Genomic DNA, 18005 nt, shown 5'->3' on the forward strand with positions numbered 1-18005 from the left:
TCACCGCTATCGGGGGCAAGCCCCCTCCCACATTTACCGAGTACACCAGACCCAACTCCGGTCGGCTCTAAGGCCGCCGCGCTTTGGCTCTTGATCTCAAATCGCCCCGTCAAACACGCTGGCCAAACGCAGGCTTTGGAGCGTGGGTAACCCGGCAGGACGCCGGGTTAGCCGCGCTGGGCCAAGGATGGCCCATCGCGGCGGCCCACGCTCCAAAGCCGGAGTGAGGGCACACCGAGCCTAGGCGAGGTGCCGAGTGTTGGGGCGAGGACCTTTTGGTTACTTTTGGGTCCCTCCAAAAGTGACCCGCTGTAAGAGCGGAACCCTAAGCCGCCGTTACCGAAGAAACGGATATGTACTCAGTACCACACCACCCCACACCTCCCCCTCACCCCCCACTCATATTCATAAACCGCACCACCTGCACCTCCCCCTCCCCACTGAAGTCATGCCGCAACGGCTTGCCCTTCAACCCCCTGTGCAACGCCTCGACCAACGGCCCATCCTCCAGCGGATAGCGCCGTAACAACGCGCGAAAATCCAGCGCATCCTCCTGCCCCAGGCACAACAGCAACTGCCCTTCCACCGTCATCCGTACCCGATTACAACTGCCACAGAAATTATGGGAATTAGGCGAAATAAACCCCACCCGCGTCCCAGGATGCCCCGCCAATCGCACATACCGCGCCGGCCCGCCGCTGTTCTCGGTGCTATCGATCAGCCCATGCTCACGGGCAATCACCGCGCGCACTTCGTCGCTGGAGCAGAACGTCTCCCCCCGCGATCGCCCCACGTCCCCCAGGGGCATTTCCTCGATAAAACTGATGTCGACACCCTGGTCAATGGCATACCGCACCAACGCCGGAACCTCGTCAAAGTTGCGCCCCTTCATCACCACGCAGTTGAGCTTGACCCGCTCGAACCCCGCATCCCGCGCGGCCTCGATACCGTCCAGCACCTGGCGCAGATCACCGTTGCGGGTAATCCCGCGAAAGCGTTGCGCATCCAGGCTGTCGAGGCTGATGTTCATGCGCTTGACCCCCGCCTCCACCAACGGCCGCGCCAGTCGCGCCAACTGCGAGCCATTGCTGGTCATCACCAGTTCACGCAAGCCCGGCAGTGCCGCGATGTTGCGGCACAGCCCGACAATGCCCGGGCGAATCAGCGGCTCGCCCCCGGTGAGGCGGATCTTGCGCACGCCCTGCCCCACGAACAGCGCGGCCAGGCGTTGCAGTTCTTCCAGGGTCAACACCTGCTGGCGCGGCAGGAATGTCATGTTTTTCGCCATGCAGTACACACAACGAAAATCGCAACGGTCGGTCACCGACAAGCGCAGGTAATCGATCGAACGGCCCACCCCATCCACCAGGCTCATGTCACTGCACCAACGGTGAGTCGGCACCCTGCAGCGCGATGCCGAGGATGTCCGCTGCGCCGATCAGGGTTTGCAGGTACTGCACCAATGCCTTCTGCCACACCCCTTGCTGCAACTGGGTGCGAATCGCGACCGCGACCGCTTCATAAGGCAGCGGCTGGCCTTCGATACGCTGGTCGACGCTGATTACGTGCCAGCCATAACGGCTCTCCAGCGGCTTGGCGGCCAGGCCTGGGGCCAGGGTGAACAGCTGGCGCTCCAGCTCGGGCACGGTCTGGCCCTTGCTCACCTGGCCCAACGAACCGCCCTGGGCCTTGGACGGGCAGGCCGAGTACTTGAGCGCCAGTTCGGCAAACTGGCCCGGATGTTCTTCCAGGCTCAGCAGCAGGACTTCAGCCTGGGTGTGCGCCAGGTGGCGCGCCTCGGCGTCGTCCGGCGCGCACTCGAGCAGGATGTGCCGCACCGCCAGCAACGGCGCGCTGTGAAAGCGCCCACGGTTGTTCTCGAAGTAGCGCACGCAAGTAGCCTCGTCACAGTCGGGCACTGTGACCTCGCGCTCCAGCAACAAGCGCGTAGCGGCTTCCTCTTCGTTCTCTCCAGCGGCGATCTCCACCGCCAGGCCCAGCTCGGCGATCCGTTGTTGCAACAGCTCGCGGATCACCAGCGCGCGGGCGGCCAGGTACACCGCTTCCTCACGGCTGTCGGCCGGGTGGTATTGCAACTCCAGGGCCATGGCCTCGGGGGTGACCGCCACGCCGTTGACGCTGATGATCGGCCATTCCTGTTCACTGCTGGCGATCAACTCCGGCGCCTTGATCTCCTCGAAAGAAGCCTGGGCCACGGCCTCGGCCATCACCGGTTCCTTGGCCGACGAGCCGCAACCACCGCTGCCGCCGTTACCGCCACCACATCCGCATCCTGTAGTCATGACGTTCTCCTCAATACTTCTGCCGCACGATTTGATAACGACGCCCCAGGTACCAGATCGGCGCGCTGACCATGTGCACCAGGCGGGTAAACGGGAACAGCACAAACAGGGTCAAGCCCAGCGCCACGTGGGCCTTGTAGATCAGCGACACCCGCGCAATCGACTCGGCCGCTTCCACCGGCCGCAACAGCACCACGTTCTGCGCCCAGTCGGCGAGCATCACCATCACCGAGCCGTCCATATGCCCGGTGGAGGCGACGATGGTCAGCAGGCCCAGCAGCAACTGCGCGAGCAGCACCAACAGGATCAGGATGTCCGACGGGCTCGAGGTCGCCCGCACGCGCGGATCGCCCAGGCGACGCTTGACCAGCATCAGCAAGCCCACCAGGCACAGCAGGCCGAAAAAGCCGCCCGAGACCATCGCCAGCAACTGCTTGTTCTCAGTGCTGATCACATGGTGGTAAACCGACGCCGGGGTCAGCAGACCGACAAAATGCCCGGCCAGCACGAACAGCACGCCGATATGGAAGAAGTTGCTCGCCACGCGCATGCCCCGGTTGTTGAGCATCTGGCTGGAACCGGCCTTCCAGGTGTACTGCGACAGGTCGAACCGCGCCCAACTGCCCAACAGGCAGATCGCCAGGGCCACATAGGGGTACACCCCGAATACCAGCAAATTCCACTTAGACATTACCCACCTCCCCGGCGGGCGCTGCGGCCCGGCCTTCTTGCTGAAAATCCACCCAATGCAACGGCACCGCGCTTTCTTCGCGGGCCTTGCCGGGGGCGCTTGGCATCGAGCCGCAGCGGTCCTGTTGCTCAGCCTGCATAAAGTCCACCGCCTCCTCTTCCCAGATTTTGTCCAGGGCTTCGAGGGAGTCGTCCCGCGGTTCGGCGGCGACCTGGGCACGCAGTTCGGCCACGGCCTGGTGCGGCTCGGCGCCGGCAATCTGCAACAGCGCACGGAAGCAACTGGCATAGCCGCTCTCACGCTCGTCCAGACGCGCAGCGAGCAAGGCCAACAGGTGCGCCACATCCGCCAGGCCCTCGCGGGCCTCGATGTCTTCGCGGGTGGACAGGAACTCCAGGTACAACGGGATGTAGTCCGGCAGCTCCTTGACGCCGATGGCAAACCCGGCTTCTTCGTACTGGGCCATCATGTCGACCATGGCCTGGCCACGGTCGCGGGACTCGCCGTGCACGTGTTCGAACAACAACAGCGACAGCGAACGGCCCCGGCCAAACAGCGCGCCGTAGTGTTCCTGGCCGTCCATCAGGTCATTGGCGCAGATCAGTTCCAGCAGCTCGAACAACGCACCGCGCTGCTTGGGGCTGATTTCCCGGGATTCGAGAATCGCCTGTTCCAGTTCGTCGCGACCGTTCACCAAGGTTTCAGTGGGGTAGTCCAGCAGCAACGAAATCACTTTAAGAATGCGCATGGCTCAGTCCTCCCAGATCTGGACGGTTTTCAGCACGTCACGGCGGTTGGCTTTCTTGGCGCCGAACATGTTGGTGTCGGAGCTGCCGCTGCAACCGCTGCCGAAGCTGAAACCACAGCCGGAGCGTTCGGCGAACGCGTCGCTCATGGCGTCTTCACGGTGGGCGCTCGGTACCACGAAGCGGTCTTCGTAGTTGGCGATGGCCAGGTAGCGGTACATCTCTTCCACCTGTTCAACGCTCAGGCCGACGTCTTCGAGCACTTGCAGGTCCTGTACGCCATCGACTTGCTGGGAGCGTTTGTAGGCGCGCATCGCCAACAAGCGCTTGAGTGCACGCTTGACCGGTTTTTCATCGCCGGCGGTGAGCATGTTCGCCAGGTAGCGCAGCGGAATACGCAGGCTGTCCACATCCGGGATCACCCCGTTCATGCCCACGGTGCCGGCCGCAGCGGCGTTCTGGATCGGTGACAGCGGCGGCACGTACCAGACCATCGGCAAGGTGCGGTATTCCGGGTGCAGCGGCAGTGCCAACTTCCAGTCGACGGCCATTTTGTACACCGGCGAACGCTGGGCCGAGTCGATCACCGACTGCGGCACGCCATCGGCCAGAGCCTGGCGAATCACCGCCGGGTCATTCGGGTCGAGGAAGATTTCCAGTTGCTTCTCGTACAGGTCCTGCTCGTTGGCGGTGCTGGCCACTTCGCTGATACGGTCGGCGTCGTACAGCAGCACACCGAGGTAGCGAATCCGACCCACACAGGTTTCGGCGCACACGGTCGGCATACCGGCTTCGATACGCGGGTAGCAGAAGATGCACTTCTCGGATTTGCCGCTCTTCCAGTTGAAGTAGATTTTCTTGTACGGGCAACCGCTGATGCACATGCGCCAGCCCCGGCACTTCTCCTGGTCGATCAGCACGATGCCGTCTTCTTCACGCTTGTAGATCGCACCGCTCGGGCAGGATGCCGCGCACGCCGGGTTGAGGCAGTGCTCGCACAGGCGCGGCAGGTACATCATGAAGGTGTTTTCGTACTCGCCATAAATGTCGGCCTGGATCTGGTCGAAGTTCTTGTCCTTGCGGCGCTTGGCGAACTCGGTGCCGAGGATTTCCTCCCAGTTCGGGCCCCACTCGATCTTTTCCATGCGCTTGCCGGACACCAGCGAACGCGGGCGTGCGGTCGGCTGGTGCTCGCCCAATGGCGCGGTGTGCAAGTGCTGATAGTCGAAGTCGAACGGCTCGTAGTAGTCGTCCAGGCTCGGCAGGTCGGGGTTGGCGAAGATGTTCGCCAACACGCGGAACTTGCCGCCGATGCGGGGGTTGATCGAGCCGTTGGCGTTGCGCACCCAGCCGCCCTTCCACTTGTCCTGGTTTTCCCACTCTTTGGGGTAGCCGATGCCGGGCTTGGACTCGACGTTGTTGAACCAGGCGTATTCCATGCCTTCACGGCTGGTCCACACGTTCTTGCAGGTGATGGAACAGGTGTGGCAGCCGATGCATTTGTCCAGGTTGAGGACCATGCCGATCTGTGAGCGAATTTTCATCTCAGTTCTCCTCGATGTCAGTCGGCAATGGGCGCGGCAAGTCATCGCCGCTGGAGCCATCGAGCCAGTCGACCTTGGCCATCTTGCGCACCACGACAAACTCATCGCGGTTGCAACCGACCGTGCCGTAGTAGTTGAAACCGTAGGCCTGCTGGGCATAGCCGCCGATCATGTGGGTCGGCTTGAGCACCACGCGGGTTACCGAATTGTGGTGGCCGCCACGGGTCTTGGTGGTTTCCGAACCCGGCACGTTCACGATGCGTTCCTGGGCGTGGTACATCATCACCATGCCTTCCTTGACGCGCTGGCTGACCACCGCACGGGCGGTCAATGCACCGTTGACGTTGAAGCATTCGATCCAGTCGTTGTCTTCGATGCCGGCACGCTTGGCGTCGATTTCCGAGAGCCACACGATCGGTCCGCCACGGCTCAGGGTGAGCATCAGCAGGTTGTCGCTGTAGGTGCTGTGGATGCCCCACTTCTGGTGCGGGGTGATCCAGTTCAGCACAATCTCGGTCTCGCCATTGCTGCGCTTGCCCTTCACCCCTTCGATGGTGCGGGTGTTGACCGGTGGCCGGTAGCTCATCAACTGCTCGCCGAACGCCTGCATCCACGGGTGATCCTGGTAGAACTGCTGGCGGCCGGTGATGGTGCGCCATGGGATGTTTTCATGCACGTTGGTGTAGCCGGCGTTGTAGCTCACGTGCTCGTCTTCCAGGCCTGACCAGGTCGGGCTGGAGATGATCTTGCGCGGCTGCGCCTGGATGTCGCGGAAGCGAATCGCTTCGTGGGCCTTGGAGATCGCCAGGTGGCTGTGGTCGATGCCGGTGAATTCCGACAGCGCGGCCCAGGCTTTCAAGGCGACCTTGCCGTTGGTTTCCGGGGCCAGGGACAGGATCACTTCGGCGGCGTCGATGGCCGTGTCGATTTTCGGCCGGCCGTGGCTGATGCCCGCAGCGCTTTCGTGATGGTTCAGCTCGCCGAGGAACTCGACTTCTTCATCGGTGTTCCAGTTGATGCCCTTGCCGCCGTTGCCGAGTTTTTCCAGCATCGGACCCAGGGACGAGAACTGCTTGTAGATGTTCGGGTAGTCCCGCTCCACCACCGCCATGTTCGGCGCGTTCTTGCCCGGCACCGGCGTCACACCGGCGCTTTTCCAGTCGGTGCCGCCAAACGGCTGGGCCAGTTCGCCGACGCTGTCGTGCATCAACGGGACGGTGACCAGGTCTTGCTCCACGCCCAGGTGGCCGACCGACATGGCCGAGAACGCCTTGGCGATGCCCTTGTAGATTTCCCAGTCGGAGCGCGACTCCCACGCCGGGTCGATGGCCGCCGACAACGGGTGGATGAACGGGTGCATGTCCGAGGTGTTCATGTCGTCTTTTTCGTACCAGGTGGCAGTCGGCAAGACGATGTCGGAGTACACGCAGGTGGAGGACATGCGGAAGTCCAGGGTGGTCACCAGGTCGAGCTTGCCGATGGCGCCGTCTTCGACCCATTCGGCCTCGGTGGGCTTGCATTCGGTGCTGTGGCCGATGTCTTCGTTCATCACGCCGTTCTTGGTGCCCAACAGGTACTTGAGCATGTACTCATGGCCCTTGCCCGAGGAACCGAGCAGGTTGGAGCGCCAGATAAACATGTTGCGCGGGAAGTTCACCGGGCTGTCCGGCTGTTCGCAGGCGAAGCGCAGGCTGCCGTCCTGCCAGGATTTGACCACGTAGTCTTTCGGCGTCATGCCGGCGGCGGCCGCATCACGGCAGATGTGCAGCGGGTTGGTGTTGAGCTGTGGCGCACTGGGCAACCAGCCGGCGCGTTCGGCGCGGATGTTGTAGTCCAGGGCGTGTTCCGGGAATTGCGATTTGTCGGCCAGCGGCGAGAGCACGTCATGCATGCTCATCTTCTCGTGGCGCCATTGCGAGCTGTGGCCGTAGAAGAAGCTGGTGCCGTTCATCTGGCGTGGCGGGCGGTTCCAGTCGAGGCCGAAGGCCAGGGGCAGCCAGCCGCATTGCGGGCGCAGCTTTTCCTGGCCGACGTAGTGGGCCCAGCCGCCGCCGGTCTGGCCGACGCAACCGCAGAGCATGAGCATATTGATCAGCCCGCGGTAATTCATGTCCATGTGGTACCAGTGGTTCATCGCCGCGCCGACGATGATCATCGAACGGCCCTTGGTCTTGTCGGCGTTGTCGGCGAACTCACGGGCGATCTGGATGGCTTTCTCGCGGCTGACGCCGGTGATCGCTTCCTGCCACGCCGGGGTGCCCGGCACGCTGGCGTCGTCGTAATCCTTGGCCACGTTGTGGCCGCCCAGGCCACGGTCGATGGCCAGGTTGGCGGCGGACAAGTCGAACACCGTCGCCACTTTGGCCACGCTGCCGTCGGCCAGGGTCACGCTGTGCACCGGCACGCGGCGGAACTGCACGGCATCGCCAGCCACGTGCTGGAAGTGCTCGTGGGCTTCGCCGGCAAAATACGGGAAGGCCACTTCGGCGACGTCGTCACCGATCAGGCTGAGCTTGAGGTCGATGGCGCGGCCTTCACCGCCCTCCTTCGCGAGGATGTTCCACTTGCCCTTCTCGCCCCAGCGGTAGCCGATGGACCCTTGTGGCGAGACCAACTCACCGCTCTCGTCGAGGGCAATGGTTTTCCATTCCGGGTTGTTGTCCTGGCCGAGGTTGCCGGTGAGGTCCGAGGCGCGCAGGAAGCGGTCAGGCTGGAAGCCGGCGCCAGGGGCGAACCCGGTCATCGGCTTGAGCATCACCAGTACCGGCAAGTCGGTAAAGCGCTTGGCGTAGTCGGTGAAGTAGGCGCTCGGTTTATCCAGGTGAAATTCCTTGAAGATCACATGGTTGAAGGCCTGGGCCAACGCGGCGTCGGTGCCCTGCTTGGGGTTGAGCCACAGGTCGGTGAGCTTGGCCACTTCCGAATAGTCCGGGGTGATGGCCACGGTCTTGGTGCCCTTGTAGCGCACCTCGGTGAAGAAGTGCGCGTCCGGGGTACGGGTCTGCGGGACGTTGGAACCCCAGGCGATGATGTAGTTGGAGTTGTACCAGTCGGCCGATTCCGGCACGTCGGTCTGCTCGCCCCACACCATCGGCGAGGCCGGTGGCAGGTCGCAGTACCAATCGTAGAAGCTCAGGCACACGCCGCCGATCAGCGACAGGTAACGCGAACCCGCCGCGTAGCTGACCATGGACATGGCCGGGATCGGCGAGAAGCCGACGATGCGGTCCGGGCCGTATTGCTTGATGGTGTAGACGTTGGAGGCGGCGATGATCTCGTTGACCTCTTCCCAGTTCGAGCGAATGAAACCGCCCATGCCGCGCTTGCTCTTGTACGAGTCGGCCTTGACCTTGTCCTCGACGATGCTCGCCCACGCCTCCACCGGCGACAGGGTCTGGCGCGCGTCACGCCACAGCTTGAGCAGCGGCTTACGGATCTTCGGGTACTTGAGGCGGTTGGCGCTGTAGATGTACCAGCTGTAGCTGGCACCCCGTGGGCAGCCGCGCGGCTCATGGTTGGGCAGGTCGTTGCGGGTGCGCGGGTAGTCGGTCTGCTGGGTTTCCCAGGTGATCAGGCCGTTCTTCACGTAGATCTTCCACGAGCACGAGCCGGTGCAGTTAACGCCGTGGGTGGAGCGCACGATCTTGTCGTACTGCCAGCGCGAGCGGTAGACGTTCTCCCAGTCGCGGGACTCCTTACGGGTCTCGCCGTGACCGTCGGAGAATTCGTTTTGCTTGCGGTTGAAGAACCGCAGTTGATCCAGTAAGTGACTCATGATGCTTTCCTCATCAGGCGTGCCGTGGGGTGCGTTGCCCCGCAAATTCGTGGTCGATCAGCAGGGTGTGGCGCAGCCTTTGCGGGCGTACCACCACCAGGTCACGACAATGCAGCTCAGGTAGAAACCGACAAACATGTAGAAGGCCATCGCCGGGCTGCCGGTGGCGGCCATGGATGTGCCGAAGGACTTGGGAATGAAGAACGCACCGAAGGCACCCATGGCCGAGCTGAAGCCCAGCACGGCGGCGGATTCCTTGCCGGCATCCTTGATCGCCTGCTCGCGCTCGGCGGCGGACTTACCGGCACTGGCCTTCTCGTGCTGGGTGCGGAAGATCACCGGGATCATGCGGAAGGTGGAGCCGTTGCCGACGCCGGTGGTGATGAACAGCAGCATGAACATGCCGAGGAAACCGTAGAAGCTGCCGCCCTGCCCGTTCTGCGGCAAAAAGTGCAGCACGCCGAACACCATCACGATCATCAGCACGAAGTTCCACAAGGTCACCCGTGCGCCGCCCAGCTTGTCCGCCAGCCAGCCGCCGAGTGGGCGCACCAGGGCACCGACCAGCGGGCCGAGGAAGGCGAATTTCAGCGCCACCACATCGGGGAACGAGGTCTTGATCAGCAGCGGGAACGCCGCCGAAAAGCCGATGAATGAGCCGAAGGTGGCCAGGTACAACCAGCACATCAGCCAGTTGTGCTTGCGCTTGAAGATCACCGCCTGCTCGCTGAAAGAAGCGCGGGCGCTGGACAGGTCATTCATGCCGAACCAGGCCGCCACGGTGACGGTGAGGATAAACGGCACCCAGATGAAACCGGCGTTCTGCAGCCAGAGTTGACTGCCATCCGGCAAGGTTTGCGGTTGACCGCCCACCAGGCCGAACACGCCGAACGTGATCACCAGCGGCACGCAGAACTGCATCACCGACACCCCCAGGTTGCCGAGGCCGGCGTTCAGGCCCAGGGCCGTGCCTTGCTGCGACTTGGGGTAGAAGAAGCTGATGTTGGACATGCTCGAGGCGAAGTTGCCGCCGCCGAAACCGCACAGCAGCGCGATCAGTACAAACACGCTGTAGGGGGTGTTGGGGTCTTGCACCGCAAAGCCCATCCACAGCGACGGCAGCAGCAGCGACGCGGTGCTCAGGGCGGTCCAGCGGCGGCCGCCGAAGATCGGCACCATGAACGAGTAGAACACCCGCAAAGTGGCACCGGACAAGCCCGGCAACGCCGCCAGCCAGAACAACTGGTCGGTGGTGAAGGTAAAGCCGATGGCGTTCAGGCGCACGATCACCGTGCTCCACACCATCCACACGGCGAAGGCCAGCAACAGCGCAGGAATCGAGATCCACAGGTTGCGGGTCGCGGTCTTCTTGCCGCTGGCGCCCCAGAACGCCGGGTCTTCAGGGCGCCAGTCGTGGATCACCGGCCCCGAGCCGGGCTTTTGCGCGATGGACATGTTCATTCTCCTTGGAGAGGTTGGGCGGTTTTGCCCAACAGCGGTTGCTTGCGCATTTCGCTGAAGTACATCCAGGTCAGGGACACCCAGACCACGCCGTACATCAACATGAAGCAGGACGAGCGCACGCCGGTGAGGTCCACCAGGGCGCCAAACAGGATCGGCAGCACAAAGCCGCCCAGGCCACCGGCCAGGCCGACGATGCCGGACACCGCGCCCATGTTCTGTGGGTAGTCATTGGCGATGTACTTGAACACCGAGGCCTTGCCGAACGCGAAGGCGATGCCCATCACAAACAACAGCACGGTGAACAGGGTGGCGTTGAGGCCGATGTGGAAATCCAGGGGACCGTTGACGGTCTGCACCTGCAATTGGGTCTGCGGGTAGCTGAGCAGGAACAGGCAGATCCAGCTCACCCACAGCACCCACCAGGTCACGCTCTGGGCGCCCCAACGGTCGGACATCCAGCCGCCCACCGCGCGCAGCACGCCGCCGGGCAGGGAGAAACACGCGGCCAGCAACGCGGCGCTTTGCAGGCTGAAGCCGTATTCCTGCACGTAGTACTTGGTCATCCACAGCGCCAGGGCCACATAGCCGCCGAACACAATCGAGTAGTACTGGCAGTAGCGCCACACGGCCGGGTCTTTCAGGCACAGCAGCTGCTGGCGCAGGGTGGCGCCGCCGGCACTGCGGTGGGCCTTGTTCTCGCTGGTGAGGAACCAGAACAGTAGCGCGGTGATAAACAGGATCGCGCCGAACACCTTGGGCACCAGGTGCCAGGTGCCGAGGGCGATCAGCGCCGGGGCCAGGAACTTGGTGACGGCGGCGCCCGCGTTGCCGGCGCCGAACACGCCCATGGCAAAGCCCTGGTTGTCTTTGTCGAACCACTTGGCCACGTAGGCGATGCCCACCGAAAACGAACCGCCGGCCAGGCCGACGAACAGGCCCAGCACCAGGAACTGCCAATAGGCGGTGGCGTAGGTGATCAGGTACAGCGGCAGCACACAGGCGAGCATCAACAGGAAGAACACGATGCGCCCGCCGAAGCGGTCAGTCAGCAGGCCCAGGGGCAGGCGTACCAGGGAGCCGGTCAATACCGGGGTAGCGGCCAGCAGGCCGAACTGGGTTTCGTTGAGTTGCAACAGCTCTTTGATGGGTACGCCAAGCACGGCGAACATCATCCACACCATAAAGCAGACGGTGAAGGCGAGTGTGCTCATGCCCAGCACCAGGCCTTGTCTCATACGGGGTTGAGTCACGGTATGCGCTCCAGAAAGTGATTCCATGGGCGCAGGTTAGGGGCGACACCCCCGTGGAACTTGACCCAGGTCAACGTCCGCCTGGGGGGTATGGGGCTATGCTGGCCCCACATACCTCTAAGGAGGTAGTCCTAACAACAAGAGAAAGTCTTTATTTATCAATGGATTGGTCTCTTGTGCCGGCGTTTTCCCGTGGGAGGGTTTGCCGGCAACTCTTTAGAGGTAGTGCGCCAGGGATTGCGGTTTTTCAGCCCTTTTCCCTTTGCAGGTGCCGCCATGCAGGCTTCCAACCCCCTTCGCTTACGCCGCCATGTTTAACTGGCTGCGCAGCTCCCTGCCCGCTCGCGCCGGGCTGGCGGTGATCCTGATCGCCATCCTCGCCCTCGCCAGTTCCTTGAGCGCCGGCCTGATCGCCTGGTTCAGCCAGGGCGACGCGGCCGCCATCAACACCGCCGGTTCGGTGCGCATGGAGACCTACCACCTGAGCTGGAAACTGGCGGCCGGCGCGCCTGCCGACGAGATCGACGCCATCACCCACAGCCTGCAAGGGCGCCTCGACAGCCAATCGCTCAAGGCGGTGCTTGAAGACGGCCCGCGCAGTGCCCTGCTGCAGAGCTACCAACAGATCCAGCAGCGCTGGGACACCGATCTGCGCCCGGCGCTGGCCCGTGGCGACGCGGTGCTGTTCCAGGCCAGCGCGCCGGGGTTCGTCGAGCAACTGAACCAATTCGTCAGCCTCCTGCAACAACACAGCGAACAGAAACAGGGCTGGCAGCAAGGCATCCAGGGCCTGGCGCTGTTCAGCACGCTGATCATCCTGCTGATCGGCCTGTATGAACTGCAGTACGGCGTGGTCAACCCCCTGGAAGAACTGGTGCACGCGACCCGGCGCTTTCGTGATGGTGACTTCAAGACCCGGGTCAATCACCGCTCCGAGGATGAACTGGGGCAATTGGCCCTGAGCTTCAACGCCATGGCCGAGACCATTGAACACTCCCACCGCACCCTGGAGAGCCAGGTGCGGCAGAAAACCCTCAACCTGCAACAAGCCAACGCCGCCCTGGAGCTGCTTTACCAGAGCAGCCGCAGCCTGGCCACGCGCCTGGCGAACGCCGAGGGCCTGGATGAACTGATCCGGCGCTTCCAGAAACGCCTGCCGGGGTTGCGCCTGTCGCTGTGCCTGCAAGGGCACTTCCTGGCGCCGGCCCAGCAGATGCTCTCCCTGAATGGAGGGGATAGCCGCAACGTTTGCGCCATCGGTGATTGCGCAACGTGCCAAAAACAGAAAGTGGCGCTCCCCCAGGTATTCAGCATCAGCAACCAGGGTTCGGAACTGGGCGAACTCAAGGCCCACTTCGACGATGGCCATCCCCCCCAGGATTGGGAAAAACAACTGATCCAGGCCCTGGCCAACCTGATCGGCACCTCGCTGTCGCTCAAGCGCCAGCGTGAACAGGACCACCGCCTGCTGCTGCTCGACGAACGCACCATCATCGCCCGCGAACTGCACGATTCCCTGGCCCAGGCGCTGTCCTACATGAAGCTGCAGGTCAGCCGCATGCAAACCCTGATCCGTCGTGGCGAACCGGTGGAAACCCTGGCCACCGTCACCGCCGAACTGCGCGATGGCCTGAACAACGCCTACCGCCAACTGCGCGAATTGCTCACCACCTTCCGCCTGCAAATCCACGATGCCGGGCTGGTGCAGGAACTGCAGGAGACCGCCGAAGAGTTCTCGCGGCGTGGCGAGTTCCAGGTGCACCTGCATGTGGACGCCCTGGCCTTCCAACTGTCGGCCAGCGAACAGATCCACTTGTTGCAGGTCACCCGCGAGGCCCTGTCCAATTGCCTGCGCCATGCCCATGCGCAAAACGCCTGGCTGCAACTGCGCCAGGAAGGCGAGACCGTGAGCCTGAGCATCGAGGACGACGGCCGGGGCTTCTGCGGTGAGGTCGACACCCGCGAACACCACGGCCTGACCATCATGGACGAGCGCGCCCGCAGCCTGCATGGCCGCCTCGACATCAGCCCCCGCGAGCCCCAGGGCACCCGCGTGCAATTGCGTTTCCAACCGGAATTTCTCGGCCACTCCCTACAAGGCACCGCCTCATGAACACCCTCACCCGCCACCGTATCCTGCTGGTCGACGATCACCCGATGATGCGCCACGGCATGCGCCAGATGCTTGAACTGGAAGACGACCTGCAAGTGGTCGGCGAAGCCGGCAACGGCCAGGAAGCCCTGGACCAGATCGACGGGCTGCAACCGGACCTGGTGCTGCTGGACAACAACATGCCGCACATGAACGGCCTCGAAACCCTGCGCCGCCTGCGCGCCATGAACTATGGCGGCAAGGTGTTGCTGTTTACCGTGTCCGACGCTGAAGACGATATTCGTGATGCGTTGCGCCTGGATGCCAATGGCTATCTGCTCAAGGACATGGAGCCGGAGTTGTTGATCCAGTACATCCGTGATGCGTTGCATGGCGCGTTGGTGATCAGCCCCGGCCTGACCCGCGTACTGGCCCAGGCCCTGCGCTCGCCGCAGCCCCATGGGGCAGTGGAATTGACCGAGCGCGAACGCCAGGTGCTGAGGACGATTGCCAGTGGGCACAGCAACAAGGTGATCGGGCATAAGCTGGGGATTACCGAGGGCACGGTGAAGGTGCATGTGAAGAATTTGCTGCATAAGCTGGGGTTGCGGTCGCGGGTGGAGGCGGCGGTTTGGGCGATGGAGCATTTGCGGCAGGCGGGGTGAGGCTGTTTGATGCATACCGATTGCAGAGGGTCAGCCACAGATGCATCAACTGACACACCCTCCTCGGGGCATGGGTATCGACACAACGTTGGCTCAACGCTGAACGCGCGGCAGATAGGGCTGTTGTGGTGAGCGGGCTTGTCCCGCGCTGGGCTGCGTAGCAGCCCCAGTCCAGAACAATGCGGTGTATCAGACACTCTGTAGACACTGGTTTTGGGGCTGCTACGCAGCCCAGCGCGGGACAAGCCCGCTCACCACAGGGAGATTTGTCTGGGTCTGAAAAGTTGTGTAGATACTCATGCTCATCGGGGGCAAGCCCCCCCACATTGTTTACACAAACCCCGCAAGAGGTACCCCCACAGAGGCATATCAACCCCGCCCCAAGCCCTCTACGCTAGCCCATTGCGGAGGCCCAACCATGCTCACCCATCCCCACATCGTGCTCACCCTGCGTCGCCATCACCTGTTCAGCCAGCTCCCGGAAAAAACCTTCCAGGACGTCTGTACCCTGGCCAATCTCAAGCGCCTGCCCGGCCATGCGCCCTTGATGCATCAGGGCGACGCGGCCGAGCGTTTTTTCCTGCTGGTCAGCGGCCAGATCAAGCTGCACCGGGTCACGGGTGAAGGCCAGGAACATCTGGTGGAAGTCATCCAGCCCGGCCAGACCTTTGCCGAAGCGCTGCTGTTCACCCAGGCCAAGGCCTATCCGGTGAGCGCCACCGCGCTCAAGGACAGTGTGCTGGTCAGCATCGAAGGCCAGCACTACCGCCGGGCCCTGGAGGACCAGCCGAAAATCTGCCTGGCGATCCTGGCCAGCATGAGCATCCACCTGCATCAGCGCCTCAAGGACATCGACACCCTGACCCTGGCCAACGCCAGCCGCCGGGTGATCAACTTCCTGTTCCAGGAGCGCGATGCGCTGAGTGGCGAGGTGGTGCTGCAAGTGCCCAAGCGCCTGGTGGCGTCGAAGCTGGGGATCCAGCCGGAGACCTTTTCAAGGATCCTGCACCGGCTGGTGGAAGGCGGGTTGATCGAGGTGCAGCGGCGCACCATTCGAATCCTCTGCGAAGAACAGTTGATGGGCTATCAGGCCGGCTGATCAGTGCCCGCTATGGCCCGCTGACGCCCGCCCCGCCCGCTCCAGATTCCGCCACAACCAAGGCGGCAACACATCCGGGTCCAAACTGTCGATCAGATTCTTCAACCCCAACCCCAATTCCGTATCCCCCTCAATCACCAACCGGCGGCGAAAGAACAGCGTATCCGGATCTTCCTGGCGGCTGGCCAGCAACAGAAACTCCCGCCAATTACCACTGATGCTGACCTGCGCCTCAGCCTTTTGCGCAATCCGCAACCCATCCCGCCCCAGGGTCAGGTACCAGCACAACCCCAGGTCAGGAATACGCAAACACAGCCAACGCCCGCGCAGCAGGTCAAACCCGCCGTCGCGCAGGGGTTCGGCCAGGCAGCGGTTGAGGGCCTGCTGCAAGACCAGGCGCTGTACGCCAAACGGCACACGGCGAATCAATGGCAACAACCGGTCGGCACCCTTGAGCAGCCATGGTTTACGACTCAGCACAGGCCCACCTCCTCAACCCGCAACATGCCCGCCTGGCCGTGCCAGTAGCCGTTGCAGCCTTCGACATACAGCGGCGGCGTAGCGCCCTGGCGTACCTGGTCGTAGGCACGCACCACCTCGACCATGCCCTCGGCCCGTGGGCTCAGGCGCAACAGATCGGCACCGCTGGACACCAGGCCGGGGTAATCGGCCAGCAGGTTGGTAACGTCGGCGGACATGGTCTGGATGCCATTCAAGGTGAACAACGCCTGCCCTTCCTGGCTGGTCAGTGGCATGCCGTCGGGGTAGTTGCTGCAGCAGAACTGGCAATCGTCCTTGGGGCGGTTTTCCGCGCGGGCGGTGAAGCAACGCGCCGAGTAGGCCAGGGGCAAATGGCCGTAGGCGAAGATCTCCACTTCGGGCAATGGCCGGCCCAATTCGCGCACCTGTTCCAGCACGTCGGCGATCAAGCCCTGGGAGCACTCCACCGGCGGCACCCAGCGCTGCATGCCGGCGTCGAGCAGTTGCACCAGGGCGTGACCGTTGTAGAGGTTGAGCGCCGGGCCGCCGACAAAGGGCAGTTTGCGCTCGATCAGCATCTGCACCGCGCCCATGTCGTTGGCCTCCACCAGCAACTCGCCGTTGTCACACAGGCGGCGCAGGCTCGACAGTTCGGAGGCGGCTTCGATCAAGGTCAGGCTCGACAACACGATCTGCGCCGGGCTGCAGGTCTGCAGCTCCCGCCCCAGGCCCAACCAACGGTCCAGGGAAAACGCGCGGCGCTTGGCGCACACGGTTTCGCCCAGGTAAATCACGTCCAGGGGCAAGCCGGCCATGTCCGAGTAGAAGCGCCCCAGGTGTTCCTTATCCCAATAAAACAGCACCGGTCCCAGGCTGAGTTTCATCTGTGTCTCCTCACTGCCATGCACGATGGTAGGCGCCGAGTGTGGTCTGGCTGCCTTCGGATAACCCGGCCAGCACCTGGCGCCATTGGTCCTTGACCACAAAGCTGGCCGGTGCGCTGCGGTGGGCGTCGAGCGCGGCGCGCCAGACCCGGGTGACTTGTTCCACATACGCTGGGCTGCGTTGGCGGCCTTCGATCTTGACCGCTTCGACGCCGATGGCGCTGAGCTCCGGCAGCAGGTCGAGGGTGTCGAGGCTGGTGGGTTCTTCGAGGGCATGGAAGCGTTTGCCGCCGACCAGGAAGCGGCCCTTGCACAGGGTCGGGTAACCGGCGGGTTCGTCGGGGGTGTAGCGGTCGATCAGCACGTCGCTCAGGCGCGCGCTCAAACCCTCGGCATCTTCGCTCCAGCGCACCGCCTTGGCCGGCGAGCACACGCCGCAGAGGTTGGGCGACTCGCCGGTGATGTAGGAAGACAGGTGGCAACGCCCCTCGGCCATGATGCACAGGCTGCCAAACCCGAACACTTCGATGGGCACCGGGCTGCTCGCAGCCACCTGCTTGACCTGGGCCAGGGACAGCACACGGGGCAATACCGCGCGGCGAATACCATAGCGTTCGGCATAGAACTTCAGCGCCGCCGCGTGGGTGGCCGAGCCCTGTACCGAGAGGTGCAAGGCCATGTGCGGATGCTGGCGGCTGGCGTAGTCGAGCACGCCGGGGTCGGCGGCGATCAGGGCGTCCACGCCGTGGTCCGCCGCGCGGTCGACGGCGCGTTGCCAGCGCGCCCAGATCTTCGGTTGCGGGTAGGTGTTGACCGCCACGTACAGCTTGCGCTGGTGCTGGCGAATAAAGGCGACGGCACCGTCGAACTGTTTGTCGTCCATGTTCAACCCGGCAAAGTGCCGGGCATTGGTGTCATCGCGAAAACCGACATACACCGCATCGGCGCCTTGACGCACAGCGGCTTTAAGCGCAGGCAGGTTGCCTGCCGGGCAGACCAGTTGCATGGGGGC

At 63.3% G+C, this 18005-nt stretch carries 14 protein-coding genes; 3 read left to right on the forward strand and 11 right to left on the reverse strand.

Going from position 1 to position 18005, the window contains the following annotated elements:
• Positions 1-388 precede the first annotated feature (388 nt).
• The 8 genes from moaA to V3W40_RS06230 are packed head-to-tail and all read right to left on the reverse strand — an operon-like array spanning position 389 to position 11773.
• Positions 389-1375: a GTP 3',8-cyclase MoaA gene (moaA, locus tag V3W40_RS06195; protein WP_330214646.1), complete on the reverse strand. Its 987-nt coding sequence runs from the start codon at positions 1373-1375 to the stop codon at positions 389-391.
• A gap of 1 nt (position 1376) precedes the next feature.
• A complete protein-coding gene (locus V3W40_RS06200) occupies positions 1377-2303 on the reverse strand; it encodes a peptidylprolyl isomerase (RefSeq protein WP_330214647.1) in 927 nt (308 codons plus the stop codon).
• A gap of 10 nt (positions 2304-2313) precedes the next feature.
• On the reverse strand, positions 2314-2994 hold the full coding sequence (gene narI, locus V3W40_RS06205; RefSeq protein ID WP_065924655.1) for a respiratory nitrate reductase subunit gamma: 681 nt from the start codon (positions 2992-2994) through the stop codon (positions 2314-2316).
• A complete protein-coding gene (gene narJ / locus V3W40_RS06210; protein ID WP_065948143.1) occupies positions 2987-3742 on the reverse strand; it encodes a nitrate reductase molybdenum cofactor assembly chaperone in 756 nt (251 codons plus the stop codon). The genes narI and narJ overlap by 8 nt, the downstream gene beginning before the upstream one ends.
• Before the next feature lie 3 nt (positions 3743-3745).
• The gene (narH, locus tag V3W40_RS06215) at positions 3746-5284 is read right to left on the reverse strand and encodes a nitrate reductase subunit beta (RefSeq protein ID WP_027607174.1); all 1539 of its coding nucleotides are present in this window, start codon (positions 5282-5284) and stop codon (positions 3746-3748) included.
• Between the two features lies 1 nt (position 5285).
• Complete coding sequence (locus tag V3W40_RS06220; RefSeq protein WP_065948142.1) at positions 5286-9059, reverse strand: nitrate reductase subunit alpha; 3774 nt, start codon at positions 9057-9059, stop codon at positions 5286-5288.
• Between the two features lie 57 nt (positions 9060-9116).
• Complete coding sequence (locus V3W40_RS06225; protein WP_330214648.1) at positions 9117-10514, reverse strand: NarK family nitrate/nitrite MFS transporter; 1398 nt, start codon at positions 10512-10514, stop codon at positions 9117-9119.
• A 2-nt stretch (positions 10515-10516) separates the two neighbouring features.
• Complete coding sequence (locus tag V3W40_RS06230) at positions 10517-11773, reverse strand: MFS transporter (RefSeq protein WP_141155276.1); 1257 nt, start codon at positions 11771-11773, stop codon at positions 10517-10519.
• 310 nt (positions 11774-12083) lie between these two features.
• Between V3W40_RS06230 and V3W40_RS06235 the strand changes: the two genes are divergently transcribed.
• From V3W40_RS06235 to V3W40_RS06245, 3 genes are all read left to right on the forward strand, one after another.
• On the forward strand, positions 12084-13886 hold the full coding sequence (locus V3W40_RS06235; RefSeq protein WP_315871670.1) for a HAMP domain-containing protein: 1803 nt from the start codon (positions 12084-12086) through the stop codon (positions 13884-13886).
• Positions 13883-14530 carry a two-component system response regulator NarL gene (gene narL / locus V3W40_RS06240; protein WP_330214649.1) on the forward strand — a complete coding sequence of 216 codons (648 nt, stop codon included), beginning with the start codon at positions 13883-13885 and terminating at the stop codon, positions 14528-14530. Before V3W40_RS06235 ends, narL begins: the two co-directional genes overlap by 4 nt.
• Positions 14531-14948: 418 nt before the next feature.
• Positions 14949-15629 (forward strand): Crp/Fnr family transcriptional regulator, encoded by a 681-nt coding sequence (locus V3W40_RS06245; protein WP_065924648.1) that lies wholly within the window; start codon positions 14949-14951, stop codon positions 15627-15629.
• On the opposite strand, the gene ubiT is transcribed toward V3W40_RS06245, so the two are convergent.
• The 3 genes from ubiT to ubiU are packed head-to-tail and all read right to left on the reverse strand — an operon-like array spanning position 15630 to position 17999.
• The gene (gene ubiT, locus V3W40_RS06250) at positions 15630-16109 is read right to left on the reverse strand and encodes a ubiquinone anaerobic biosynthesis accessory factor UbiT (RefSeq protein ID WP_065924647.1); all 480 of its coding nucleotides are present in this window, start codon (positions 16107-16109) and stop codon (positions 15630-15632) included.
• Positions 16103-16993, reverse strand: a complete 891-nt coding sequence (locus tag V3W40_RS06255) for a U32 family peptidase (protein WP_330214650.1) — start codon at positions 16991-16993, stop codon at positions 16103-16105. The genes ubiT and V3W40_RS06255 overlap by 7 nt, the downstream gene beginning before the upstream one ends.
• A gap of 10 nt (positions 16994-17003) precedes the next feature.
• The gene (gene ubiU, locus V3W40_RS06260) at positions 17004-17999 is read right to left on the reverse strand and encodes a ubiquinone anaerobic biosynthesis protein UbiU (RefSeq protein ID WP_281113657.1); all 996 of its coding nucleotides are present in this window, start codon (positions 17997-17999) and stop codon (positions 17004-17006) included.
• Between the last annotated feature and the right edge of the window lie 6 nt (positions 18000-18005).

Origin of the sequence: Pseudomonas sp. AM8 (assembly GCF_036346475.1) — a bacterium.
Taxonomy (GTDB): domain Bacteria; phylum Pseudomonadota; class Gammaproteobacteria; order Pseudomonadales; family Pseudomonadaceae; genus Aquipseudomonas; species Aquipseudomonas marginalis.